At 36.7% G+C, this 25,191-nt stretch carries 22 protein-coding genes, 1 other RNA gene and 1 pseudogene; 2 read left to right on the top strand and 22 right to left on the bottom strand.

Annotated features, from left to right (window positions below):
* Positions 1–53 precede the first annotated feature (53 nt).
* The 5 genes and pseudogenes from AB5M32_RS09185 to tadA all read right to left on the bottom strand — a co-directional run.
* Positions 54–857, bottom strand: a pseudogene (locus AB5M32_RS09185) (phage tail tip lysozyme); the annotation flags it as partial.
* A gap of 293 nt (positions 858–1,150) precedes the next feature.
* A complete protein-coding gene (locus tag AB5M32_RS09180) occupies positions 1,151–1,522 on the bottom strand; it encodes a phage holin family protein (RefSeq protein ID WP_053766345.1) in 372 nt (123 codons plus the stop codon).
* Positions 1,523–1,955: 433 nt separating this feature from the next.
* Entirely contained in the window at positions 1,956–2,276 is a 321-nt protein-coding gene (locus AB5M32_RS09175; RefSeq protein WP_113821139.1) for a hypothetical protein, read from the bottom strand.
* A gap of 246 nt (positions 2,277–2,522) precedes the next feature.
* An RNA gene (gene ffs / locus AB5M32_RS09170) (signal recognition particle sRNA small type) lies at positions 2,523–2,607 on the bottom strand.
* A 40-nt stretch (positions 2,608–2,647) separates the two neighbouring features.
* A complete protein-coding gene (gene tadA, locus AB5M32_RS09165) occupies positions 2,648–3,139 on the bottom strand; it encodes a tRNA adenosine(34) deaminase TadA (protein ID WP_010720731.1) in 492 nt (163 codons plus the stop codon).
* A gap of 108 nt (positions 3,140–3,247) precedes the next feature.
* On the opposite strand from tadA, the gene AB5M32_RS09160 reads away from it, so the two are divergent.
* Positions 3,248–4,108 (top strand): helix-turn-helix domain-containing protein, encoded by an 861-nt coding sequence (locus AB5M32_RS09160; RefSeq protein ID WP_010720732.1) that lies wholly within the window; start codon positions 3,248–3,250, stop codon positions 4,106–4,108.
* Positions 4,109–4,214: 106 nt separating this feature from the next.
* Here the strand turns inward: AB5M32_RS09160 and AB5M32_RS09155 are convergent, their stop codons facing one another.
* Both AB5M32_RS09155 and AB5M32_RS09150 read right to left on the bottom strand, forming a co-directional pair.
* On the bottom strand, positions 4,215–4,550 hold the full coding sequence (locus AB5M32_RS09155) for a hypothetical protein (RefSeq protein ID WP_010737193.1): 336 nt from the start codon (positions 4,548–4,550) through the stop codon (positions 4,215–4,217).
* Between the two features lie 159 nt (positions 4,551–4,709).
* Positions 4,710–5,252, bottom strand: a complete 543-nt coding sequence (locus AB5M32_RS09150) for a hypothetical protein (protein ID WP_010720734.1) — start codon at positions 5,250–5,252, stop codon at positions 4,710–4,712.
* A gap of 445 nt (positions 5,253–5,697) precedes the next feature.
* Between AB5M32_RS09150 and AB5M32_RS09145 the strand changes: the two genes are divergently transcribed.
* Complete coding sequence (locus AB5M32_RS09145; protein ID WP_010737192.1) at positions 5,698–7,161, top strand: helix-turn-helix domain-containing protein; 1,464 nt, start codon at positions 5,698–5,700, stop codon at positions 7,159–7,161.
* A 201-nt stretch (positions 7,162–7,362) separates the two neighbouring features.
* Here AB5M32_RS09145 and AB5M32_RS09140 read toward each other — a convergent pair whose 3' ends face one another.
* The 15 genes from AB5M32_RS09140 to AB5M32_RS09070 all read right to left on the bottom strand — a co-directional run bounded on the left by AB5M32_RS09140 (position 7,363) and on the right by AB5M32_RS09070 (position 25,101).
* Entirely contained in the window at positions 7,363–8,070 is a 708-nt protein-coding gene (locus tag AB5M32_RS09140) for a zinc metallopeptidase (protein WP_010720736.1), read from the bottom strand.
* Between the two features lie 77 nt (positions 8,071–8,147).
* Positions 8,148–8,480 (bottom strand): zinc ribbon domain-containing protein YjdM, encoded by a 333-nt coding sequence (locus AB5M32_RS09135; RefSeq protein ID WP_178285712.1) that lies wholly within the window; start codon positions 8,478–8,480, stop codon positions 8,148–8,150.
* A 140-nt stretch (positions 8,481–8,620) separates the two neighbouring features.
* On the bottom strand, positions 8,621–9,571 hold the full coding sequence (locus tag AB5M32_RS09130; RefSeq protein ID WP_010720738.1) for a bifunctional oligoribonuclease/PAP phosphatase NrnA: 951 nt from the start codon (positions 9,569–9,571) through the stop codon (positions 8,621–8,623).
* 14 nt (positions 9,572–9,585) lie between these two features.
* Positions 9,586–10,917, bottom strand: a complete 1,332-nt coding sequence (locus tag AB5M32_RS09125) for a DRTGG domain-containing protein (protein ID WP_178285711.1) — start codon at positions 10,915–10,917, stop codon at positions 9,586–9,588.
* A 9-nt stretch (positions 10,918–10,926) separates the two neighbouring features.
* A complete protein-coding gene (locus tag AB5M32_RS09120) occupies positions 10,927–11,607 on the bottom strand; it encodes a metal-dependent hydrolase (protein WP_178285710.1) in 681 nt (226 codons plus the stop codon).
* A gap of 153 nt (positions 11,608–11,760) precedes the next feature.
* The gene (locus AB5M32_RS09115; RefSeq protein ID WP_034700582.1) at positions 11,761–12,234 is read right to left on the bottom strand and encodes a YbaK/EbsC family protein; all 474 of its coding nucleotides are present in this window, start codon (positions 12,232–12,234) and stop codon (positions 11,761–11,763) included.
* A 154-nt stretch (positions 12,235–12,388) separates the two neighbouring features.
* Entirely contained in the window at positions 12,389–14,068 is a 1,680-nt protein-coding gene (locus AB5M32_RS09110; protein ID WP_034700583.1) for a ribonuclease J, read from the bottom strand.
* A 758-nt stretch (positions 14,069–14,826) separates the two neighbouring features.
* Positions 14,827–15,051 (bottom strand): CsbD family protein, encoded by a 225-nt coding sequence (locus AB5M32_RS09105; protein ID WP_010720743.1) that lies wholly within the window; start codon positions 15,049–15,051, stop codon positions 14,827–14,829.
* Positions 15,052–15,139: 88 nt separating this feature from the next.
* Complete coding sequence (gene iadA, locus AB5M32_RS09100) at positions 15,140–16,324, bottom strand: beta-aspartyl-peptidase (RefSeq protein WP_178285709.1); 1,185 nt, start codon at positions 16,322–16,324, stop codon at positions 15,140–15,142.
* Between the two features lie 235 nt (positions 16,325–16,559).
* Positions 16,560–18,299, bottom strand: a complete 1,740-nt coding sequence (gene yfcC, locus AB5M32_RS09095) for a putative basic amino acid antiporter YfcC (RefSeq protein ID WP_178285708.1) — start codon at positions 18,297–18,299, stop codon at positions 16,560–16,562.
* Positions 18,300–18,979: 680 nt separating this feature from the next.
* The gene (locus AB5M32_RS09090) at positions 18,980–19,579 is read right to left on the bottom strand and encodes an SIS domain-containing protein (RefSeq protein ID WP_010737187.1); all 600 of its coding nucleotides are present in this window, start codon (positions 19,577–19,579) and stop codon (positions 18,980–18,982) included.
* 781 nt (positions 19,580–20,360) lie between these two features.
* On the bottom strand, positions 20,361–20,717 hold the full coding sequence (locus AB5M32_RS09085; protein WP_178285707.1) for a hypothetical protein: 357 nt from the start codon (positions 20,715–20,717) through the stop codon (positions 20,361–20,363).
* Positions 20,718–20,886: 169 nt separating this feature from the next.
* Entirely contained in the window at positions 20,887–21,756 is an 870-nt protein-coding gene (gene galU / locus AB5M32_RS09080) for a UTP--glucose-1-phosphate uridylyltransferase GalU (protein ID WP_034700586.1), read from the bottom strand.
* 31 nt (positions 21,757–21,787) lie between these two features.
* Complete coding sequence (locus tag AB5M32_RS09075; protein WP_094940103.1) at positions 21,788–22,807, bottom strand: NAD(P)H-dependent glycerol-3-phosphate dehydrogenase; 1,020 nt, start codon at positions 22,805–22,807, stop codon at positions 21,788–21,790.
* A 560-nt stretch (positions 22,808–23,367) separates the two neighbouring features.
* The gene (locus tag AB5M32_RS09070; RefSeq protein WP_178285706.1) at positions 23,368–25,101 is read right to left on the bottom strand and encodes a glycosyl hydrolase family 18 protein; all 1,734 of its coding nucleotides are present in this window, start codon (positions 25,099–25,101) and stop codon (positions 23,368–23,370) included.
* Positions 25,102–25,191: the final 90 nt, after the last annotated feature.

Raw genomic sequence — 25,191 nt, 5'->3', positions numbered from 1 at the left:
TTTTTATCAAAACGTAATTCTTGAATCGCAGTATTTTTTTCTCCTTGCGTATAGTAACAAGTTGAAGTGATGTTTTTACCACCACCAGTAATCACACCTGTATGTCCAATCGCACCACCTGAATCAGCCATCGAGGACCCACCAGAAAGTAAAACAATATCCTCATCTTTCAGCTGAGAGAGATTGGAAGCGTTTGAATTTCCGACTAAAACTAATACATAACCACATCTTTGGAGATAACCACCAAGGGTAACCGTATTATATAAATAGCTATAAGGAATTCCAGAGCTGTCTTTGACTGCTTGAGTAATACTTCCAGAACAATCTGCCGTTCCATCTGTACCGTTTCTTGAACCAGTCATGGAATAGGTTATCTGTCCACGATGTTTATTGAACCAATCCACGACTTTTGTTCGGTTTAATTGTTGGTACCAGTATCTAGCTTGTTGCGCTCTTGCTGGTTGGTTTGCATTTGCTGGTCTTTCATAATATTGAATGAAAATATTCGCCAGTTCTTCTGGAGATTTGTTACTTGTCTTAAATTGTTGAAACGTCATAGATATATTATAAAATTGTTGATTGTTTGCTACCTCCCACTCAATACGTTTGCATTGAGAAATGACATCTTTGTAATTTAATCCATTCGCATTTGCCCAATTGATATATTTAGATGCTGGTGTCCATTGCACTAGTCCGTATCCACCAGACATATTTCCGACAATGTCGCTCTCCCATCGGTCGGCAATAATGCCACTTTCTGATTGCATGTTCCCTAATAATCCAGCAACTGCGGTTTTTGACCAACCTTGACTGACCAAGTAATCCCAAATTGTTTTTGCTGTTTCAAATTGTCCCATAATAGTTGTTCGCTCCTTACTTTCAATCATTTTTTCATATTAGTTGCGCCTTTAAATGTACACAGCTTATTACTTACTGTTATCTTTCATCCTCCTAAAAAATTATTTTGATCATTTGATTCGAATCACATAGATATGTGAGCTATTTTAGTGATTTGTGACAGAAAAAATAAAATCTTTCACTTTTTTCTAAAAAGCTGTGCCTAGGTTGCTTTGTTAGTAAATAAAAAAGTCATTGTCACGTAGTATCTCGGTAAATTCACTTTGATCCTTCCTAATCGTTCTCTGTTTCGTTATTGTTTTGGTTTCATTTTGTCTTGAATTGATTTTAAAATCCCCTCAAAATAAGTCGTTACTTCTGACTCAGCAATATTGGTCAAAATGCTCCCAATCTCAGTGAAAATCAGGCAAGTCGTAAAAACCTTTACTAACGTAAATTCAAAATGAACGCCGTTTTGGATCAACACAAAATCAACGACTCCCGTCAGGATCAATAACACAAAATGACTGAGTTTTTTCCAAAGTCCTCGCCAACTTAGCGTTGAATACCAAACATGATTGACTTTTGCTTTAAGCCAACCTGTTATGAGATCTAATAGAACCACTAGAAAAAAACTGTGAATTAATGCTTGATCACTAGCAAAGACTTTCGTTAATGCCGTCATACTAACACCTCCTTTTAAACGTAATGACTGCGAAAGAAATGCCCTCCATAACAGACATTAGTTTGCAGTTTTGAGTCCCTTGCTTTTAGCTTTCATCATTTGTTTGATACACTATTCTTCTTTTTACATTGTCAGACCTTCCTTTCACTACTTTGCTAAAGATTTTTGTTTCCATTTAGATATGTTGGAAAATAATAAAATTTGTGACAAAAAAAAGAATCATTTGAGCAAAATCACTCAAATGATTCTTTCAACTTTTCACTGTTCTTAAGTCAATTTATTCGTTCACTATTAAATTTAGAGCTGTCATTTTATCAAGTTCTCTGCTTATTCAAAAAAAGAATTTTACAAAATATTCGTTGTGAATATTTGTAAAATTCATATTTTGGACTAAAGTTAAATTTTATTCCAGGCTTTTTTCTTGTCATTTATTTTAATTATTTTTTACTTCTTCTGCTTTCTTTAAAATCGCATGTGTCAATGTTTCAGAAAAATTGATCTTCAATTCTTTGCCTAATTTATCTGCCCACTTAGGAATAGACACATTTTTACGTTCTCTCTTTTCCATGTCCAGATACTCTTTTATATTAACTGAAACAAGCGTGACAAATGAATCCTCTTTATTGTATGTATTCGTCTGCTCAAAAGGGAAATAGTTTTCTACATTAATATTGTTTACACTTGAGCTAGACGGCAATTTATTTTCTTCCTCAATATAATAAGACAATTGTAGCCCAAGATAGTCACTAGCCATCTGCATACCGTCGTTTATATCATTTGCTTGTGTTCCGTTTCCATCAATATGTACCTCTTTCGATTATTTATTTTTAGGTCATTGGTATGGAATGCTGTCTTTTCACCAATAACAATTATACTCTATCTATTTACTTCTCTATAAAATACAAATAAAGTACCTAAAAAACTAAAGAGACACTGGTTCATTATACAAAAAAAAACGTAACAAGTAGTAAAGTACTACCTATCACGCTTTTAAGATTCGTTTTAATCAGACACATGGCGGATCCTGCTTAGTGCTGCTTCCTTCCAGATCTGACACGCTTCACAAGCCCGCCATTGTCCTAGCCTTTCGGCAAATAATAGTATACCTGATTTTTTTTTATTTGGCTAGCCTTTTTTTAATTTCTTTTTTCTTAAGCGCAACTCTCTAAAAAAATCCGTTAAAAGTTGGCCACATTCCGTTTCCAAAACGCCTCCTACTACATGGGCTTGGTGGTTAAAGCGTTCATCTGTCAACAAATTCATTAATGTTCCCGCTGTTCCGCCCTTTGGATCATACGCACCGAAGTATACTTCTTTGACTCGAGATAAAATCATCGCACCGCTACACATAGGACAAGGCTCGAGCGTCACATATAATTGGGCTTCTTCTAAACGCCAACTTCCAACATTTTGACAAGCTTCACGGATCGCAATCATTTCCGCATGCGTGGTTGCGTCTTGCGTGGTTTCTCTTAAATTATAGCCTCTTCCAATGATTTCATCATTTAAAACAACAATCGCTCCAATTGGTACTTCCGCTAATTGTTGGGCTTTCTGAGCTTCTTCAATGGCTAAACGCATCCATTTTTCATGTTTTTCATTATCGATTTCCTTCATTTCCAATCGATCCCCTACTTTTCGTTTTCTTGCTTAACTTTAGCATAAGTCAAAAAGGTTGTAACTAGCTTTTTGTCTTATGGTAAAATAAAACATGAGGTGACTTTGATGGACTTGACAAAACTGATAACACTTTATCCTAATGCACAGAAAAAAAATTCCCCTGCTTCCGATAAAGGAATTCTCTCTTTAGCAATTGATGATTATTTTTTATGGATCGATCAATCGACGATTTCGACACAAGAAACAAATATTTTGAAAGCGTTATTCCCTGTAGCTACTGTCGAAGATAATCATCCATGGTATCATTATCTATTTGAAAATAAACCGCTAGTAGCAGAAGAAAGCTTTCGCATGATTCAATTTCACATTGATCCAAGAGGAGAATTTCTTAAGCGCCAATGGCAAGAAACAATCGGTGAAATGTTTTTCCACTTAGAAGATTTTTTCTTTTATACAGAAACCGATGCTGTACTGATTGAAAAAAAATGTCCTAGTTATCTAGAAATTTCTGAGCTAAGAGGTATTTTTCTTTCATTAGATGCAGACTTTGAAATTACTACCCAAGTATTTATTGGCTCATTTCATTTGCCTTCTCCCAATTTTTCAGAACTGTTTTTTGAAGAGCGGAAAATATTTTTTGAAGAAAAAAAGCACTTTGCTTTACATGGTGGCGCAATCTCATTATCGGAGGTGGCTTTACATCATTATACAAAAGGAACAATGAACAACAATCAGTTAATTGCAAGTTATCAGGAGATGGTCAAACGGACAGAAATGGAAGAGATCATTTCAGTGTTATGGAAAAATTTAGGTAATATTAGTTCGACAGCTAAATCACTCTTTCTTCATCGAAATACATTGAAATACAAAATCGAAAAATTCCAAGAACAAACTGGGTTCAACTTAAAAGAAGCAAATGATTTACTGTTTTGTCATTTGCTCTTACTGCAAGAACAAACACATTGAACACAAAAAGCGAAAGTATTCGTTCGTGAGACAAACCAATAATGTTTGTCCCATTTTCTAATACTTTCGCTCTTTTTGTACTTTTAACTTTACTTTTTTTGTTGCATCACATGATTTTATCAACGTAATGGAGTAAACGGTCTTTCACATCTTCCGTTGATCCTTTTAGAGAATCCCCATAGACAGAAATTTTCTTTTTGCCTGACTTGATCTTCGCCAGGATTCCCATCAAAGAATCTAAATCACTATCCGATAAATGTTCAACGATATCTAGTAGTTTTTCGTTTCCATCAAATGTCTCATTAACGAACTTTTTTACTTTTGCCCGGTTCGTCAAATGATGGATTTTTTCAATGACTTTTCCCGAAACAACTACTGCTGTCGCTACGCTTGCTGCTGCTGCGACACCTAATCCAATTGTTACTTTTGTTGATGTTTTCATCATTATCAGCTCCTTTTATCTATATTAATCATAGCATAGATAAAAAGATAAACGAACTATTTACCCTTTTTCACTTTCAAAATCGCCGAAAAATAAAACGCTACCACCAATTTTTCTGATCATCTATATGAAAGGACGCTTCAGCATCGTTTCATCCATTTACTTAGGGGAATATTCAATATTTGTTAATACTTCAGGCAAGTTCTCTTCCAACTCAGCCAATTTATTCCAAATCAATGTCATTGTTTCAAAAAATTCATGAGAAGATCGATCTGAGTTCAAACTGCCTAATGCATTGAGCCAAAGTAATTCTAATAAGTAAGGCTCTTTGATCCCAGTATGTTCTTTAACATATTCTGAAAACGCACGTTTAAATAAGGAAGCCATATCTAACTCAGACTTAATCACTACTCCACGAATGCTTTCATGGATTGAAAAGAACTCTTTTAGTAGATGGACGATACTGAAGAAATCATCAATGACATATTCTGATAAATAGCGATCAAAACAGATCGTTATTTCTTCAAGTATTTTTTCTTTTAATATACGTATTGATTTAAAGTGGGCATAAATCGGATAAGTGGAACAGCCACAAAAAGAAGCTAAACTCCTAGCTGTTATCTTTGATAAGCCATTTTCTTCAGCATATACCATACTTTTAAAGAGTAAATACTCTTTGCTAAAATTTGTTACTCTACTCATACAATTCTTCCTTTCTCACTTTTGATCATTTTCTTTTAAAAAGACATTATTTTTAGTCATCTCTAAATTAAAGACATTATTATTTAGAGGACAGTACTAATCCCCCATTAAAAATAACAACATAACATCAAAAAAATATATTTAGGTACAATTTCAACAAGAAGCTTATTTTATTAATAACTTTCTTCAGCACTCAAAACCCAACATAACAAAATCAGCTAAATAACAATGTTTTTGTTATATAAATTGATTATTTAATCTGTTATAACTTGACAAAATGAGCGAAAAAAACAACAATAGAATAAACGATTGTTATATACCATTTAAATAACAACATGCACATACAACAACTACTACTATGTGAGAATAACATACATTAAAAACTCTTTCCACTCACAGTTTATGTCCTCCCATGGACAAAAAATAAAAGGAAAAGGAGCAACTTATGTTAACGGACGCAAAAAAGAAGGAATTGTTAGTATTCTATACCATTGTTCAAACCAATAAATGTTCCTTACGTGAATTATCTCAGGTTCTATCAATCCCTAAGAGAACGATCAAAGAAATCATCCGCAAATTAAACGGGACTATTTTTCAACAACTAAGTATCCCTAGATTCATTTACTCAACTGCCAAAGGCGAACTGAAATTAGATTCACAACATAAAGATGAAAAGATGGCGATCTTTCATTATATAAAATTGTTTTTCCTACGCGAATCAAATCGTTTTAATTTTTTATTGTTACTTTTTGATTCGCCACACAGTCGTGTTTCAAAAAAAATATTACTGGAAAAGTTGTACATATCTCCTTCTTATTTAGAAAAACTAACTAATCAATTAAACAAATCACTTAAAAAGTTCCATCTGCAAATCATCTCTCGCCAAAATTGTTACATTTTGAAAGGCGATGAATTATCGATTAGAATTTATATGTATTTCTTTTTTTCTGATGCTTTTCAGGGGATTGATTGGCCTTTGACAAATATGAAACTTTCCCAAGTAAAGCATACTCATTTATCCAATGAGCTTTTGATGACCAAGAAAACATCAAAGATACAAGAAAAAGTTTACTTATTAGTGGCAATCTTTTTAATGCGATCTGCTCATCATCAATTACCAGATGCTAGCCTCTTAGAAAGCTATGAAACAATGAAAATTTTAACTTCTACAAAAGATTTTAGCGGCGAATTGAAAAAACAATTGTCCCAATCCTTGCCTGAAAGTCTTGTCCAAAATGAAGTACTATACTTTAATTTTTTACTTTGCTATTTTTTTCCTAACCTCATTCCCGAACAACAAAAAACACTCTTTGGCTATGAGTTTTCTAAAAGTAATCATTCGCTTTGTCGACAAGTTTCTTTTCTGATCAAAAAAATAGCTGAGTCATTCCCTTCGATATCTGCTGGTGAAAAGAAATATTATTACCATTATTTGATTATGATGCTGACAACGTTTATTTTTTTATTCCAAGAAAAAATCGATTACTTCCATGCACTTTATTATCCTTCTGAAAATATGAAAATCGATGCCTCGGATCAACGATTAAAAAAAATACAAATGATCATCGCTGACACGTTTACTTCTCAACCAAGCCAAAATTTACTGCACGAACATCTTAGTCGCCTGATCTATACACTTTTAAAATCGGAAGAAAATAAAAAATTAGCGATACATCTACAGATAAGCAAGGTCTTTTCGGGAAACTACCACATCGAAAAATTATTAAAAAATATTTTTAATCATCAGTTTTTACAAATCACCGAAAACCCTGAAGAAGCTGATTTAATCGTCACTGATTGGTTCGATACCCAACAACAAACGGCAGATATCTTTTATCTTGACCCTGAACGTGAAGATGAACTTTGGCTCCATTTATTCCATCTGATACAAAGACTCCACCAAAAATAATCCTTTTGTTTCCTTAAGCTGGAAAATAGCTGAAACAAGCCAAAAAAGTATAGGACAACCTGTTGTCCTATACTTAACTATTATCTTGATAGATAGCCCTATCTTATTCAACTCTTCGCGTTTGAACCAGGTCAAAGCGGTTTAACGATAATTACTTACGATTTTTCATTGCTAGTAAGGACCTTAATAATGTCCCATGTACTAGTCTCTACGATTACCACCGAATAATAAGATCAAACGAAGCAATTGTAAGAAAGTGGCAAGTGCTGCAGCTACGTATGTCAATGCTGCGGCAAAGAGTACGTGTCTAGCCATTGGTACTTCTTCTGCTGTCAGAAGACCACCTTCGCTTAGAATTTGAATGGCTCGTCTGGATGCATTAAATTCGACTGGTAATGTAACTAGCTGAAACAAAAGCGCAAGTGAAAAAGCAAAAATACCGATGTTGATCAATGTATCATTCCAGCTCAGTAAAACACCAATCAAAATCAATGGAAATGAAATCATCGAACCAAAATTAGCCACTGGAACCAGTGCGGCACGAATCTTTAGTGGCGCATAACCAACAGCATCTTGTACCGCATGCCCACATTCATGGGCAGCAACACCAATTGCAGCTACCGAAGTAGACTGTGCCGTTGCTTGTGATAAGCTCAACATTTTATTTCCTGAATTATAATTATCGGTCAAATCTCCTGCAATTTGTTGGACACCGACATCATTAATTTGTTGACTTTGTAAAATGTATTGCGCTGCTTGAGTACCCGTCACATTATTCTTACTTCTGATTTTGTCATATTTACGAAAAGTACTGTTCACATAAGCTGAGGCAATACCGGAAATAACTAATCCAATGATCACTAACAAAAATGTAGGATCAAAAAAGCCATACATGCCATATCCATACATGATAAATCCACTCCTTTTTATTTTAACTTATTTTACCATGAGTGATCTAAAAAGAAGGTGAAAATACCTTGAGTGTATTAGATTTTTTTAACAAATTCTGATTTTAATTTCATCGGTCCAAATCCATCGACTTTACAATCAATGTTATGGTCGCCTTCCACTAGACGAATATTTTTCACTTTTGTTCCTTGTTTGATGGCACCAGATGCACCTTTCACTTTTAAATCTTTGATCACTGTCACACTATCGCCTTCTGCCAAAGGATTACCATTAGCATCAAGAACGATCAAGCCATCTACTTGGTCCTGTTCTTCATTTGTCCATTCATTTGCACATTCAGGACAAATAAATAATCCTCGATCTTCGTAAGTGTATTCAGAGCCGCATTGTGGGCAGTTTGGTAATGTCATCTTCTTTCTCCTTTAAAAATAGCGTTGAGCATTATTGTAACGGATAACGTGTCTTTTGAAAAGAGAGACTTGTGATTTTTAAAACAAAGTTTAGTAAAAATCATTTTTACAACGAACAACTCTCTCTTCTAAAATAGTTACTATCTTTGATACGCATGACAAATCTCTTTGATTTCGTCATAAATTTCTGCCACTTCCGCTAAATCTTTCGCACTTGCGCCACTTGCGAGCGGGTGGCCACCACCATGATGCTTTTTCGCTAATTCATTAATGATCGGGCCTTTCGAACGTAACCGTACACGGTAATATCCTTCAGGTTGTTGCACAAAGATTCCCCAAGCTAATACCTCATCAATGACACCAGGCAAGGAAACAACAGCTGCTGTTTCAGAATCATCAATTCCGTATTGCGAAAGGAGTTCTTGTGATAAAATCACTTTTCCTGCGCCATTTTCATCAACCTGGATATTTTGGTATAAATAACCTGAAAGTTTAGCAACTTTCATCGGCATTTGTTCAATTTCACGATTCAATGCACTGGCATCAAAAGGATAACGTCTTAAATCTGCTGCAATTTCCAACGTCCTGGCGGTTGTAGCTGGATATAGGAAGCGTCCTGTATCTCCTACAATCCCAGCATAAAGCAAACGCGCTGCACTGGTATTCAACGTTAACTCATTTGGAAACATGAGGGCAAACTCCGTAATCATCTCACTACAACTGCTGGCTTTCGTATCGACCCAGACTAGATCACCATACGGTTCATCATTTGGATGATGATCAATTTTTATCAATTTTTCACCTAACTTAAAACGATCATCACTGATTCTAGGCGCATTTGCTGTATCAGTGACGATGACCAAAGCTCCTTCATACACTTGATCATCAACTATTTGCATTTCTGCTAAAAAGCGCAAGCCCTCCACAGTTTCCCCGACTTGGTAAATTTCTTTTTGAGGAAACGTTGCTCTTAAAATCTCTGCTAAACCTACTTGAGAACCTAAAGCATCTGGGTCAGGACGTTGATGTCGATGGATGATGATTCGATCATATGTTTTTATTTCTGCTAAAATTTCAGATTGGACAGTCATTATTTCCCTGCTTTCTATGAACGTTCCATTACTTGGCAAACAACGATTGCCTTGGAAACGATCGTATTTTCGATATATACTTCAATGTCTAGTTTGGCTGATCTCCGACCAATTTCAAGCACTCTCGGACGAATATCCAATTCGCTTTCAAGTTGGATTAAACGTAGATAATGGAGACTCATCTGTTCGATCATGATATTTCTGCGTTGATTTAATACCATGGTTTTTTGTGCAACATCAGAAAGGATCTCACTTAATACACCAAATGAAATCGTACCGACCCCATTGACCATTTGAGGGGTAACCACAAATTTAAACTTTGGATTTGCCAAAAGATTCCCGTCTCGGTCTCGATCGATCGTTTGGATTCCTCCTGAGATTTGGTCAGAGATCGTATCTGCAATTTGCGGTTGTCGCTGAACTAACTGCATGGCTTTCATCACATCTTGCCGAGTAATCAGCCCTTCAAGTGTCAAATCATCCGAAACGACTGGCATGACTTCTAAACCATCCCAGATCATTTGATGGCTGACAGAAGCAACACTCATGGTTTTTTTCACACTGATCGGGTCTTTTGTCATGACCCGCTCAATTACTTGTGTATCTGCTTTACCAAGTACATCTTTAGCAGTAATAATTCCCATCAAGCGCATGTGACGGTTCACTACTGGAAATCGTGAATGGTGCGTTTCCTCTGATAGTTTTTGATAATCGGTGATCGTATCTGTTTGTAGCAGGTAGTGTGTCTTTTCTGCTGACATATAGATATCACTGACAAGCATAATGTCTTTTTTAATCAATTGATCACTCAAAGCACGGTTGATCATCGTTGCTACGGTAAAGGTATCATAAGTCGTACGAAGAATCGGCATCGCTAATTCATCTGCTAAGTGAGCAATCTCGGGGGTAGTGTCAAATCCACCAGTAATCAGCACGGCGGCTCCATCTTCTAAAGCTAATTTTTGAACTTCCGAACGGTTACCGACGATCATCAGTGATCCTGGTGTGATATAGCGTTCCATCGCATGTTTCGTCATCGCACCGATCACAAATTTATTCAATACTTTGTCTAATCCTGTTGCGCCTCCCAATACATCTCCTTCAATGATCCTGACGACTTCCCCAAACGTTAGTCGTTCAATATGTTTTTTCAATTTTCGCTCAATCCGGATTGTTCCGACACGTTGGATCGTTGAAACTAATCCGATATTTTCAGCATCCTTGATGGCACGATAGGCCGTTCCTTCACTTACGTTTAATTCTTTTGCTATGCTTCTGACTGAAATACGATTTCCAACCGGTAAGCTTTCGATATATTCTAAAATCAAGTCATGTTTCGTCGCCATATCTTTAACCTACACTTCTAGCGTTTCAGAAACGCTCATTATTTTTCCTTCGTTCCCTACCAACTTCTCAATAAATAGTTGAGGATCTTGTTGGATAACAGGAAATGTATTGTAATGGATAGGAACGACTAGCTTAGCGCCAATCCGTTTCGCTGCTCTCGCTGCATCTTCTGGTCCCATTGTAAAATTATCACCAATTGGTAAAAAGGCAACATCAATGGTAAATTGTTCGGCAAGTAAAGCCAAATCACTAAAATCAGCGGTATCTCCTGCGTGATAGATCGTTTTTCCTTCTGCTTGGATCACAATCCCACTAGGTTCGCCCATATAAAGCGGTGTGCCAGCTACCTCATAACTTGAGCTGTGTTGAGCAGGAACAAATTTTACGATCCCAAATGGAAATTCATATTTTCCACCAATATTCATCCCATGTCCTTTGGCACCTAACTGTTCCGCATAATTTGTAATCTCAACAATGCTGATAATCGTTGCATCATTTTGTTTAGCAATCGGCACCATGTCTCCTACATGATCGTTGTGCCCATGAGTAACTAAAACCCAGTCTACTTCTACCTTATCCACTGTTAAATCTGTTAACGGATTGCCTGTAATAAACGGGTCGATAATCAAGCGTTCACCATTTTTCATTTCGATCGACACACATGAATGTCCGTGATAAGTAATTTTCACTTTTCTCACTCCTTTTACTTTCTTTCATACATTAAATAAACCGATTTCATTTAGAGAATAATCCTAAATAATAGTACAGTACATACGTAATCATTGTAACAGATAATACAGTTTGTACCAAGTGGCAAATCAGCTCAAACCACTCTAAGTACGCTACTCCACTAACTCTGCATACGTAAAAGGAACTATTTTTTCGAAGTCTGTTCTAGCGATCTTAATGCTTCTGCCAATTTCGCCACTTGACATGACCAACATTTGCTTTTCTTTGAAAGATGCATCAACTAAAAAAAGATAATCTGGGTGTTTACGATAAATGCCGATCGGTGTATTTGCACCATGTGGATAACCAGTAGATGCCATCACAAAATCCATTCCGGGAAAACCGACTTTGTGATCACCAGAAATTTTCCTGGTTTTTTTGTAATCTAAATGTTCCGACAATGGAACAACGGCAATGATTACACCTGTTTTATCCCCTTTCAAAACTAATGTTTTACAAACACTGTTTTGATCAATCTGTTTTTGCTTGAGTATTTTTTGAAAATCATTCCATTCTGTCTGATTAAATGTCAGAGCTTCGTAAGAAATTCTTTCTTTTTCTAAATATTCTTCTACTTTTGTTTTCATCTACTATCTTCCTTCCATTCCCTTCTCTTTTATTTTACAAAAAAATAGAAAAAAAAGAACGAGCAAGAACTTTGGTTCAACTGATACAAAAAATGGTATGGAAAAGTCACCTCTTTAAAAGATTACGACCTTTTCCACACCATTATTGTTTCAATTATTTTTTGCCTCTACGTTGTGTTGCTTCCATGATCACTGGTAAAATCACTGGACGACGTTTTGTTTGTTCAAATAGGTAGCGTCCTAATTGATCTCGAATGTCTTGTTTTAATTTACTCCACTCAAAGTCGTTACTTTCCAAGTGTTTTTCCACGATTTCTTCGATCATCGTCCCACTTTCTTTCATCAAATCACGACTAGCTTTGACATAAACGAAACCGCGAGATGTGATTTGTGGTTTTGAGACGATTTTCTTTTCACGGCGACTAATAGTAACTACAGCTACAAAGATACCATCTTCTGACAAGATTTTACGGTCACGTAACACAATATTACCAATATCACCAATTCCTAAACCATCGATCATCACATTTTCAGCACTGATCGTTCCAGCGACACTCATTCGTTTATTTTTATATTCCAACACATCACCACGTCCTGTGATGTAAATGTTTTTGTAAGGGATCCCGACGGCATGAGCTAAATCAGCATGAGCAGCTAATTCACGATATTCACCTTGAACAGGAATAAAATAAGTTGGTCTCATCAAATTAAGCATCAACTGAAGATCATTAGGGTTCGCATGTCCAGACACTCGCATGTTCTCAGAGATCAATTTGACCGTACCACCTGCACGATAAATGATATCTTCTGTTTTAGCTACCATCGTTTCCATCGCAATACTTGGAGTAGTTGTGATATAGACTAAGTCGCCTTCTTCGATTTTGATATTACGGTGGGTTTTATTGGCCATTTTTTGCAATGACTTAATTGGTTCACCCATCCGTCCAGTTTCTAAAATGATGATTTCTTCTGGTTTGTATTTCTTCATGTCCTTCAAGGTCACAAGCAAATCTTCACTCGGAAGTTGTAGTTTTTCCAGACGCATTGCTGTTCGGATGATCCGCTCAAAATCTTGCCCTGTCAATACTACTTTTCTTTGTGCCTTTTCGGCTGCATCCAAGACTTGTTGAACCCGCTGTAGATTACTTGCCACACAAGCAACGATGATTCTACCTTCCCAATACTTGATCGTATCGAAGACTTCATCCGCAATCTGTAGCTCTGATGCCACAGGAACTGGGTTTTCAGCGTTCGCTGATTCACTAAGTAATGCCAATACGCCTTCTTTACCGATTTCTGCCAAACGAGCATAATCAGTTTGATACATTGGAATAGCTGTCTGATCGAATTTAAAATCGCCTGTGTAAACGATACTGCCCTCTTTGGTTTTCAAGTTGATCCCGACTGAGTCTGGAATCGTGTGGGTGGTTCGGAAAAAGCTGACGATCGTCTCGCCAAAATCAATCTCCGTGTGTTCATCGACTACATGGAAATCTTTGAAACCTTTTGCTGCATCATTTCGTCCCACACTCAATTTAGCAAGCTCGATCGTTAACTCGGTTCCAAATACTGGTACAGAGAGCTTAGAAAGTAAATAAGGTAACGCTCCGATCGCATCTGCATGTCCATGTGTCAAAAAGACTCCCGCTACCCGATCAATGTTTTCTTCCAGATACGTAAAGTCAGGAATGACTACATCAATACCTAACAATTCGTTTTCAGGATATTTTAAACCACAGTCTAAAACAAAAATATCTTCTCCCACTTCAGCGATGTACATATTTTTTCCATTTTCACGTACGCCGCCTAAAGGGATAATTTTAATGGTACTCACAAATTTCACCTCTTCTTATGATGTCCAAGTTTAAAGACATCGATTCTCTTCTTTAACTAAATAGATGATTCATCTCAATGAGCAACTCACAAAATTTTAGCTGACTTCTTCTATTGCTTAGCAAGAAAAAGCAGCTGATTGACAGCCCTCTTGTTTATCTTCTGCCATTTTTGAATAAGTTTCATTAAAGCGATGAATCGATTATTTTTAACACAAAAGTCGAAAACAATGGATTCGACTACTCCCCATCATTATACAACAAATTAGATAAATCGCTAGCATCTGCTATTTTCAAGAAAAAAAGCCTGGTTTTATAAAGCACAACCAATCTTGCCTCAAATCATTGATTAAAACAGTCTCAATTTAACAAACTGTCTACTTTTATCCGTTCTTCTGTTACAAACATACTCCGTCTATTTTACCATATTTTTAGGAATAACTATAGTAGGATTTTCGATCTCAATAAAAGCTTTCTTACTACAAATCACTTCAAAGCTCTATTAAGTTCATTGACTTATAATTATACTTATCATAATTCGAGAGAGTACATCGATAGATTTGCTGGAACGCATACTAAAAAAAGACGGTAGAATTGGTATCGTGGCGCACCTCAAAAGTTCGTTTACTAACTATAAGAGGTGCAAAACACAATAAACCAAATCTATCGTCTTTTACAATCAATCTTCCTTAAGAACTCGCTTTGGACAAAACCAGAGGATCATTCTCAAAGTTTTAACCAAACTTCTCTTTTGGAGAAACTATTTTTTATCATCTTTTTTGGAGAATTTTTCTTTGACATCTTCAAAGCCTTCTTTGATATCATCGCCTAAATTACGAGCTTTTTCTTTGATATCAGCACCAAGTGATTGTGCTTTTCCTTCAGCTTCTTTGCTTTTATCATCTGTTGCTTTACCGTAAGCTTCTTTTCCTTTACCAACTACTTTGTCTTTTGCATCTTCAGAACGTCCTTTTAAATCTGCCATCTTAATTCCTCCCTTAAATTTCTCATTTCTAACTATCTAACTATTATCAGGGTATCATCAACTTGAAAAACAGACAAACAGTATGCTCTTAGATCGTTTTTTCAAAGGTTCCCCACACTTTAACTTCTTTGTTTTCAACCATTACTTGTCCTTTGGCGATCACTGTTTCGATGGCTAAGGTTTCTTTGTCAAGTATACATAGATCAGCATCGTTCCCTACTTTGATTGTTCCTTTTCGCTCCAGCTTTAACACACGAGCGGGATTGACTGTGATTGCTCGCAAGGCTACTTCAAGTGGAATCTCTTCTTTTTCTACCGCTTCTTTGATACCTACCAGTAGTGATTTTGCGCTTCCGACACCCATACCAAGAAAGTGATTTTTTTCATCAAAGTAAGGTAAACTTCCTTGTCCATCAGATGACATTGTAAAATGATCAAGGGAAACGCCAGCTTCGATCAACTGTTTTAAAGCTTTACTAAAGCGGACTTCCCCATCTGTTCGTTCCCAAAAATCAGGATCTTCGCTCGCTGTGAAGTCAATTGTCCCACCTTTTTTCGCAAACTCGATACAAGCTGTTAAAAGTTCTGGCGTGCGGTTGGCATGGGTAGGTAAAAATTGCGTAATCGGAATCTCGGTTTCCTCAACTACCCTTGTTAATAACTCTAGTTTACGTTTTCCTCCACCTAAATGGACATTGACGATACCAGCTTTACCAGACAACATACCTCCTACTCGGGCATCAGCAGTTGCTCGAGAAAATTCTTCAAATGTAGGCTGAGATGATCGATGGTCAGAAACAGCAATTTCACCAATTCCGATGATTTTATCAATTGTCAAAAAATCTTTGATGATTGAATCCGTAACCGTTTTGAGTGGTAACCGATAAGAACCTTCATAGACGTAAGTTGAGATTCCTTCTGCTTCTAAGCCTTTTGCCTTACTGATAAGCGCAGTCATGTCACGACCTTCACCATCTGTTCCCAAACACCCAACAACTGTTGTTACACCTGCTGACGTCAATTGGCTTAAAGTTACTTCTGGCGTACGATTTTGAAAACCGCCCTCTCCACCTCCACCTAAAAGGTGAAAATGGCAATCAATAAAGCCCGGTGTCAACACTTTCCCACTACCGGAAATTTCTTCCACTTCTAACTCAGCATAGCCACCGGTCAACGCTTCTTCAAGCGCAATAATTTTATCCCCGGCAATCAATACATCCATGACCCCTAAATAATCTGGTGCATAGACCTCAATTTGACGAATGATTTTCATTTGACTTCATCCTTTCTGATACCGATATTTTGGTTTTCTTTGTTTCAAAAGTAACTATTTTTAGTATAAAAAAGCCGAAGAATAATGAAAATAAGACAAACTATTTTCAGTCTCTTCGGCTTGCTTTCTATAAGTCAACTTTTTGACTAGTAAGTTTGAAAAAGCATCGAGTTCCTCTGTCATCAGAAAAAACACGATTCGTGGATTCTTCACTAGCCTTAACTTTATTGCTTCGCTATTGTAAGCCGATTGCTATCGCAATCATGATAAAGATAGTACCTAGGACAAAAAAGAATCCTTGCATTTTGATTTGGAATCTTGCCCATTTTGCCCACTCGATACGTGCAACACCTAAGACACCAATCAAACTAGCTGATACAGGGGTAAAGGCATCCATAAATCCAGCGCCTAATTGATAAGCTAATACAGCTACTTGACGAGAGACCCCTACTAAGTCAGCAAGTGGTGCCATGATTGGCATCGTTAACGCCGCTTGACCAGAATTGGATGTCACGACTAAATTAAACAGGCTTTGGAAAATATACATTGCCCACGCTCCGATAGCCGCTGGTACTCCTGCTAAAGCTGTACCGATACCATGTAGAATGGTGTTTAAAGCAGAAGGAACAGAAGCATCTGAGCCACCTAATACTAATAAGATCCCTTTTGCCATCCCTACAACGATTGCTGTTCCAGCTAGATCAGCAGCACCCGATTGGAAAGAAGAGGCAATATCATTGATCCGCATGCCATCCAATTTGAAGATTACTGCAATGATCCCTGCGACTAATCCCATAACAAAAAATTGTGAAGCAATTTCTGGGATATAATACCCTTCTTGCGTAACACCCCAAACGATCCAAACCAATACGATGAGCATTTCAAGTAAAATCAATTTGTGTCCCAACATAAACGCTTTTTTCTCGTCGGTTGTTTTTTTCAAATGACTTCTGAAATAATCATCTGATTTATACGTCAATGAGCTTTCAGGGTTTTTACGGATTTTCTCCCCATAAATCATCAAATAGCCAGCAGATAACGCTGTGATAACGACCCACATGATCAATCGGAACATCGCACCCGATAACACTGGAATGCCAGCGATCCCTTGAGCAACTGCTACACTAAACGGACTCATCCAGGAAGTCGCATTTCCGACTTGAGAGGCGACATACGTGACTGTTACTGCAACGATCGAGTCATAACCAAGAGCTATCACAAATGGGACCATCACCATAGAAAAAGGAATGACTTCCTCTGCCATGCCGAATGTCGCGCCACCGAATGAAAAAGCAAAAAATAATAGCGGTAAGGCTAAACGCTCCAGTCCCCTTGTCTTACTGATGAAAGCATAGATCCCTGCATCAATTGCCCCGGTGCGCATGATAATTCCAAAAGCACCACCAACAACTAAAATAAGCGCAGCGATTCCGACAGCCGATCCATACTTGTCTCCTGAAACTAACCCTTCAAAGACAAAATTCAAAAATCCGAAACCACCAAAATCATCGGTCCCCCATACTCGAGCCGTTTTATGGAGTTTTTTTGAAGTATCATAAATGCGTTCGCCAAATTGGTCATAAAGTACATCATCTGTTAAAGAGATTTCATCTAACTTTTCTTGCGTTAATTTCTTTTCACCTTCAGAAATCACTTCTTCTAACCCTTTTTCAGGGACTTTTAATTTCTCTCTTTCCGTCGGATCATTTTGTAACTTCTCTAATTGATCAAATACATAGGAGCGATCCAAGGCATAAGCATAACGAAATGAATCTTGGCGTAATACAGTTCGCGTACTTGTTTCTCCATTTGCATCTTGGTATTCGATATCTTGTGTACTAAATTTTCCTGCTGGTACAATAAATGTCAGCAACCAAGCAAGGATGACCACTCCAAAAATGATGACATAAGTATGGGGTGTCGTCATTTTTGTGAGATTCCGTTTGGATTTCCCCGAAGACACTTGCTTCTTCACTATGAAGTCTTCCTTTCTATCTTTAAATTTTTATGAATAAAACAATCAATATCAGATTAGATTATACAGCAAAAAAACGCTAAACACATTAATTATCTATTAAAGCAATCTTTTTTATTTTTGTTAAAAGCAACCAAAAAAAGTTAAATAATTCTCTTGTATTTTGTGATGCAAGGATATAATCAATTAGTTTCATATGATATCTTTACTTGTTTTATTATTTATGAAGAAAAACCAATTATATTTTATCATTTTTAAAATATGTATATTTTTTCAACATTCGATATAAATAGAATTTTTTATTCATTATTTATCCGAAAAAAAACGAATAAAAAAACAGATAGTGTATTAGAAAAAATAGCTGCTTCAGACTTTTTTTAATCTATAAACAATCTTCATTGCAATAATCATAACTAATGTACTATAATTGCAATGTAAAGAGTTTTGGGGAAGACTCTTTCATCAACGTGTATTAAGAGACAAAAAAGAATTCAAGTGAATTCTTTTTTGTCTCTTCTTTGTGATATTTTGCTTGTTTTAACTATTGAAAAAAGAGGTTGCCTTGCTCTACTTTTTACACTAACACTTAGAAATCGCCGAATGTTCCTAGTTTTATTCAAAGGTGTCCCTTTTTCATCTACTTCAAGGCAATGTTTCCATTCATTCTATTTTTACGTTCCCTAACGAATCAGCTGGCAGACTGTAAAATATAGGGTTTGCTGCAATAGTAATATGGTAGCGATAGAGGAACTATCACAAAGAGCAAGCTCAACTTCTGACAATGATAAAGCGGTATCATTCATTTGTGCATGGTTATCCAATACTAGGTCAGCAAATTCAAACAATCGCAAGCCATTGCTGTGTTGTGATTTGATACTTCGCGAGAGATCAAATCCAGTAACAATAATCAGTAAATGACCATTTGACTTGATCCATTGAGCTAACTCCACAATACTTGGATCCCTGCCTTCATTGGAAAGAAGTAGAAAAATATCTGCTTGTTTGACAGAGAGCTGATCAATGATCGCTTTTCCTGTTCCTTCCAAAGTTTCATATATCCCATTTGCCGGATTTTCAATTAACTTGCCCGGTATCATTTCAGGTAAATGCTCCCAAAACTCAAATGCTATCCCGCTTAGTGTACGACTAGCAAAGATTTGTAAACGTCCACCTAATGAAACTTGACGAGCAATTAAAGAAGCAGCTTGAACCATCAAGGGTTCTTCGATTCTTAATTTCTTTTCTAGTTGCTGATAATAATCAAAATAGCGTAAACTCATTTATTTCTCCACCTTTAATTTCACAACAAAAACAGCAAGTGCGCTAAAACATAAAAAAAGAAATCAGTTAAGACGTATCAACCTTTTGCTTGAAAATGAAAGATAAAAAAAGGCATTGAGCATACTGCCCAATACCTTGACATAGTAAATAAACGAGCTACCGACCATCGAAAAACCGACACAAGGGTAGAAATCTCCCCAGAAATTAGGTACAATAAATACGGTCGATGCCTTGCATTGACTATGGCAAATGATCGGTCAGGGTGTATACGTGTGACTGGTCATTCCCTGATAGTTAGTTGCCGCTAACTATTAGGGAGCCTTTTTTTTATTCTGCTGTTTCTATCTTCAATCATTTTAAGTAATCTATCAGACAAGTGCAAGTCCGAAAAAATAAAAAAACCATGGTCTGTTTTCTTGACATATAAATCAACTTTTTTAACTGAACAAGAATCCTATCGTGATAGGATTCTTGTTTTTAGATTTATTTTTTATCAATGATAACAGCCAATATCTACTTAAATAAATAAATTTGCCGTCCACAATTAGACATGTCATGATCATTTTTTTGCTTAGCCTACCAGGATGATTCTCCCCTACTGCTTTTTGCTAACTCCCATTCCTTAAATGGTATACTCAGACCCTAAAACCAGACAAAAAAGCAACCGCTCATCCAAATAAAATGGATTTAACCAGCGATTGCTTTGTTCTAACGAAAAACTCAAGCTAGCAATAACCGTAGTTGCAAGCTACATGGATCAACTTTCTTAACTCACTGCTTTTAGCGTTTATCTGATCGTTTTGTTCTGCGATGAGAAGCCGTGTGTCTGCCTTTTTTGCCGATATGAACGCCTCTAAAGAAATAAGGGATAAAGATGATGAAATAACCTACGATAAATATCAAAGCAAAAATCATAGCTTCCCACGCACCTAAAGCAAGTTCAAGCATAACACTTAAAATAGAAATTGTTGCTAAATACCAGATAAAAATCAATAATTTCTCTTTTTTTCTAGCCATTTGAATGAAAACATATCCACAAATTAGCACCAATGGAGTCAAAAACAACCAGTTATTTCCTTCCATCAGCCATTTCAATCCATCAAGAAGTGTTTGACCGATTGTAATCAATTTTCCCATACAAAGCTACACACCTTTTCTGTATTTAAAAGTCAATTTTGCCATAACTCTTTTATATTACTACATAATAAGAAAAATGACGTTTATTTTAATAGCTAACAAAAAGTATTTTACTAAAATTTAAGCAACGAACTAGATAAGACCAAGTAAAAGTACCTTAGTTTAGAAATTATAACTCTTTACTAAGTTGTATCAGATACTCTTTAAGGGCAGCGCCGATTTCTGGATGTTGTAACCCATAATCAATATTGGTTCGCATGTAACCATATTTATCACCAACATCATATCGTCGCCCTTTAAAATTTCTTGCATAGACTTTTTGATGGCGGTTTAATGTATCAATCGCATCCGTTAATTGGATTTCATTGCCCGCACCTGGTGTTTGCGTTTCGAGTATTGGAAAAATGTCTGGTGTTAATAAATAGCGTCCAATAATGGCAAGGTTACTAGGCGCCTCTTGAGGAGTAGGTTTTTCTACCATTTTTCTTACTCGATATAACCCAGTTTTTTCTTCCTCTCCAGGATCAATGATTCCATATTTTCCTGTATCTTCTGGCAAAACTTCCATCACTGCAATCGTTGATGAATGAGTTTCCTCGAAGTCCATCATTAGCTGTTTTGTCAAAGGGACTTGATCCACCATCAAGTCGTCCCCTAACATGACAACAAATGGTTCATCTCCTACAAATGCTTTGGCCTGAAGAACTGCATGCCCTAATCCTTTGGGGTAAGATTGTCGGATAAAATGAAGATTAACAGCTTCCGTTTCCTTGATGGTACTTAATAAATCGAGTTTTCCCTTCTCACGCAGATTTAATTCCAATTCAAGGTTAGCATCAAAATGATCTTCGATAGGACGTTTTTCTTTCCCAGTAACAATTAAAATATCTTCAATCCCAGATTTTAATGCTTCTTCAACAATGAATTGGATCGTTGGTTTGTCAACAATAGGAAGCATTTCTTTAGCCATTGCTTTTGTCGCAGGTAAAAAACGCGTGCCTAAACCACCTGCAGGTATGATTGCTTTCTTAACTTTCATACACCCCGTCCTTTCATTTCAATATAAGCCCTTAGCTTAATGAAAATTCATTCTCTATTTTACCATCTCGCAACATGATTTCTTTGGCTGCTTGTTTGATGTCTTCTCCATTATATAATACATTGTAGATTGTCTGTGTGATCGGCATCTCTACCCCTAGTTGTTCCGCTAATTCAACCGCAGCTTTAGTGGTAGAGACTCCTTCAACCACCATTCCCATATTCTCAAGTACTTCTTCTAATTTATGTCCTTGACCAAGCAAATTTCCTGCTCGCCAGTTACGAGAATGAACACTTGTACAAGTCACGATCAAGTCACCTACACCACTCAAGCCAATAAATGTCAATGGATTGGCACCCATTGCCACTCCTAGACGGCTAATCTCCGCTAATCCTCGAGTCATGATCGCCGCTTTTGCATCATCACCAAAACCTAATCCATGGATGGCACCAGCACCGATAGCAATGATATTTTTTAAAGCCGCACCCGTTTCAACTCCGATGACATCATTATTCGTATAAATTCTAAAATAATCATTCATGAACAGATCTTGCACATAGATTGCCGCTTGCTGATCAATGCTTGCAGCAGTAATGGTCGTAATATCATGAACAGCAACTTCTTCCGCGTGGCTTGGTCCAGAAAGCACGACGATTGCCTTTCTTTTTTCCTCTGGAATCTCTTCAGCAATAACTTCAGAAATGCGTTTATGTGTTCCTTGCTCTAACCCTTTACTTGCATGAATGATGATTGGTTTAGTATTCATTTTCTCAATCAATTCTTGAGCAACTGAACGAATGGCTTTCGTTGGTACAACGAATAAAACCGCATCGACATCCTTCACTGCTTCTGCTAATTCTTTATAACCGATAATCGTTTCGGAAATTTTTAGGTTAGGTAAAAATTGTTTATTTGTATGATACTGATTAATTTCATCGATTTGTTCAGGAACATTTCCCCAAATACGAACATCATGTCCGTTTTCTGCTAAGGTTTGCGCTAAAGCAGTCCCCCAAGAGCCTGGGCCTAAAACTGCAATTTTTTGTTTCATTGATATTCCTCCAAATAGTTGATAGTAACTATTATAGTATAGATACTCTAAATGTTGAAAACTATTTTTCCCGTTTTAACAGTTTGTTTAACACTTGACATTGTTGTATTAAGATACATTTTAATTTTATGTCATTCAAAGCGTTATAATTATCATATAAATAATCATTGAATCAACTAGAAAGGGGGCTAGAATATGTGGTCTGTTACACCGCCATTTTAATTAATGTTTCAGTTATTTTTATTCCAGCGATATGGGTTGCATCGTTTGTCCCATCACTTTTGTACGATCGTTACTAAATGATAAAAGAAGAAAACACCAGAATTCAGATTGAACTGTGTGTTTTCTTCTTTTGTTTATTCTCTCATCCTGAACAACTGAAAATAACTATTTAGATCAGAGCATGTAAAATGGTTGCGTGGCTTATCTTATATTTTGATTCTGACAATTTTATGTAAAAAAATCAGAGTGCGCTTTATATGTGTATGTCCTCATTACATCCTCATTGTAATAGCCCTGACATACTGCACTCTGACTCTTTTTTTATTTTGTTAACTTTATTAACTGATCTTCAGCCATAATGCTAAAGCCACATCAGGTTCCCAACCAATTTGTCCCATGTGGATGTTACGACAACGGTAAAGATTTCCTTTATAGGTCACAATATCACCAATATTATATAATTTCCCAATTTTCCATTCTTCTGCTTGATTATCTGCTGTCGTTTTCGCTGTCACTTGTTGACTTTTCTTAGAAATACCAGAAGAATTGACTGCTGCGATTTGATAAGTGTATGTCGTATCAGACATTAATCCCTTGTCTATAAAATCTGGTGTCATCGAGGTTGTTAATAGAACGCCATTTCGATAGATTTCATAGCCGATGACCTCTTCTTTCGGATCATTTGCAGACCAACCGAGTGTCACAGAGTTTTGCGATACACCTTTTACTACTAGACCAGTTGGCATCGAAGGGGCTGGTAATTGTGAACCAGCTTGTGTTCTGATCGTTAATACATCAGACGATGTTGAGCGATTTCCTGATGTATCGACTGCTTCAACCGTAAATGAATAGGTTGTGTCTGGGGATAAATTGCTCACCGTATAATTGGTTGTGTTACTAGTGCCAATGAGTTGTTTGTTTTGATAAACATTATAATGAGAAACACGCACATTATCAGTAGAAGCTGACCAGCTTAATGAAATGCTTGATTGCGTTGCAGTTCCTTTTAAATTTTCTGGTTTAGAAGGTTTCTCAGTATCTGGTACTTGCTCTTTGAACAATCCTTGATAAGCATTCGCAAACGACTGATTATAGGCAATCCCAGCTTTATTTCTGCCCTCGTCCCAGTTGACACTCCATGTCATGATTCCTTTTAATGGCGTTTGATCTTTTGTCATTTGTTCAAACACTTGGTAGACCTTTGAAGGATCTTTAACATAGCCATTCGCTGCGGCATCTTCGTTAGCTGGGATCCCTAATGCTAGTTTACTTGCAGGAATTTGGATAAAGCCACCGCTTCCTTCATTAAATGATTTTGAAATCCCGTACAAAAATTCATACTTTTTATTGTCATTGTTTTGGGCAATCCATTCCGTCCCAACACTGATCCCATCGCCTGCTTGATTATACAATTGAGGGGCAATAAAGTCATATTCATTTTGTAAAGCTGTAATGTATGGTACATATGCCCCATTTGTTCTTAAGTATGGAAATTCAGGCGCCATTGAGATAATAAAATGTTTGTTTTCTTTCTTGTAATGCTCACGAACGATTTTTAATGCCGCCGGAATGACTGTTTGATTATCCCCAGCAGCCACCGCAGTTTGTTCCAAATCAATATCTAATCCATCAAAGCCATATACTTCTACTAACCGAATGATTTCATTCGCAAAAGCTTGTTCCTGGCCACGATGTAATTCAATATGTGAATCTGCTCCTCCTAGAGAAATAATGACTGCTCGCCCTTGCGCATTCAATGTTGCTACTTTTTCACGAAAGGCCTGATCCGTCATATTATAAGGTTTAAAAGTAGGAATCCCTTCTCCTTTCATAAACGAAACCGTCACTACATTGTAAAAAGGATTTATTTTGGCCAAATCAATGTCGGCTGGACGACCTCCTTGATAGCCTGCGCCTTGTTCCGCTTGCCAGTTATGATAGTATCCGACTGCAATTTGTTTATTCGCGAGGTCAGGCATCGTGTCTGCTGCATCAGCTGCAAAAACCGTCGTACCTCCACTTACTATTGCACTAAACACGCCTACAGAAAATAATACTAGTTTTTTCTTCATCAAACCGCCTCCATTATTCTTTATTACATAACATATTACACCACCAATTAAAACGATTACAATTATTTGCATAGTATTGCAACACCCAAA

The organism is Enterococcus sp. C57 (assembly GCF_040887305.1).
Taxonomy (GTDB): domain Bacteria; phylum Bacillota; class Bacilli; order Lactobacillales; family Enterococcaceae; genus Enterococcus_B; species Enterococcus_B hirae.
The sequence above is the reverse complement of the archived record's forward strand: the minus strand, read 5'-3'. Positions and strand labels throughout refer to the sequence as shown.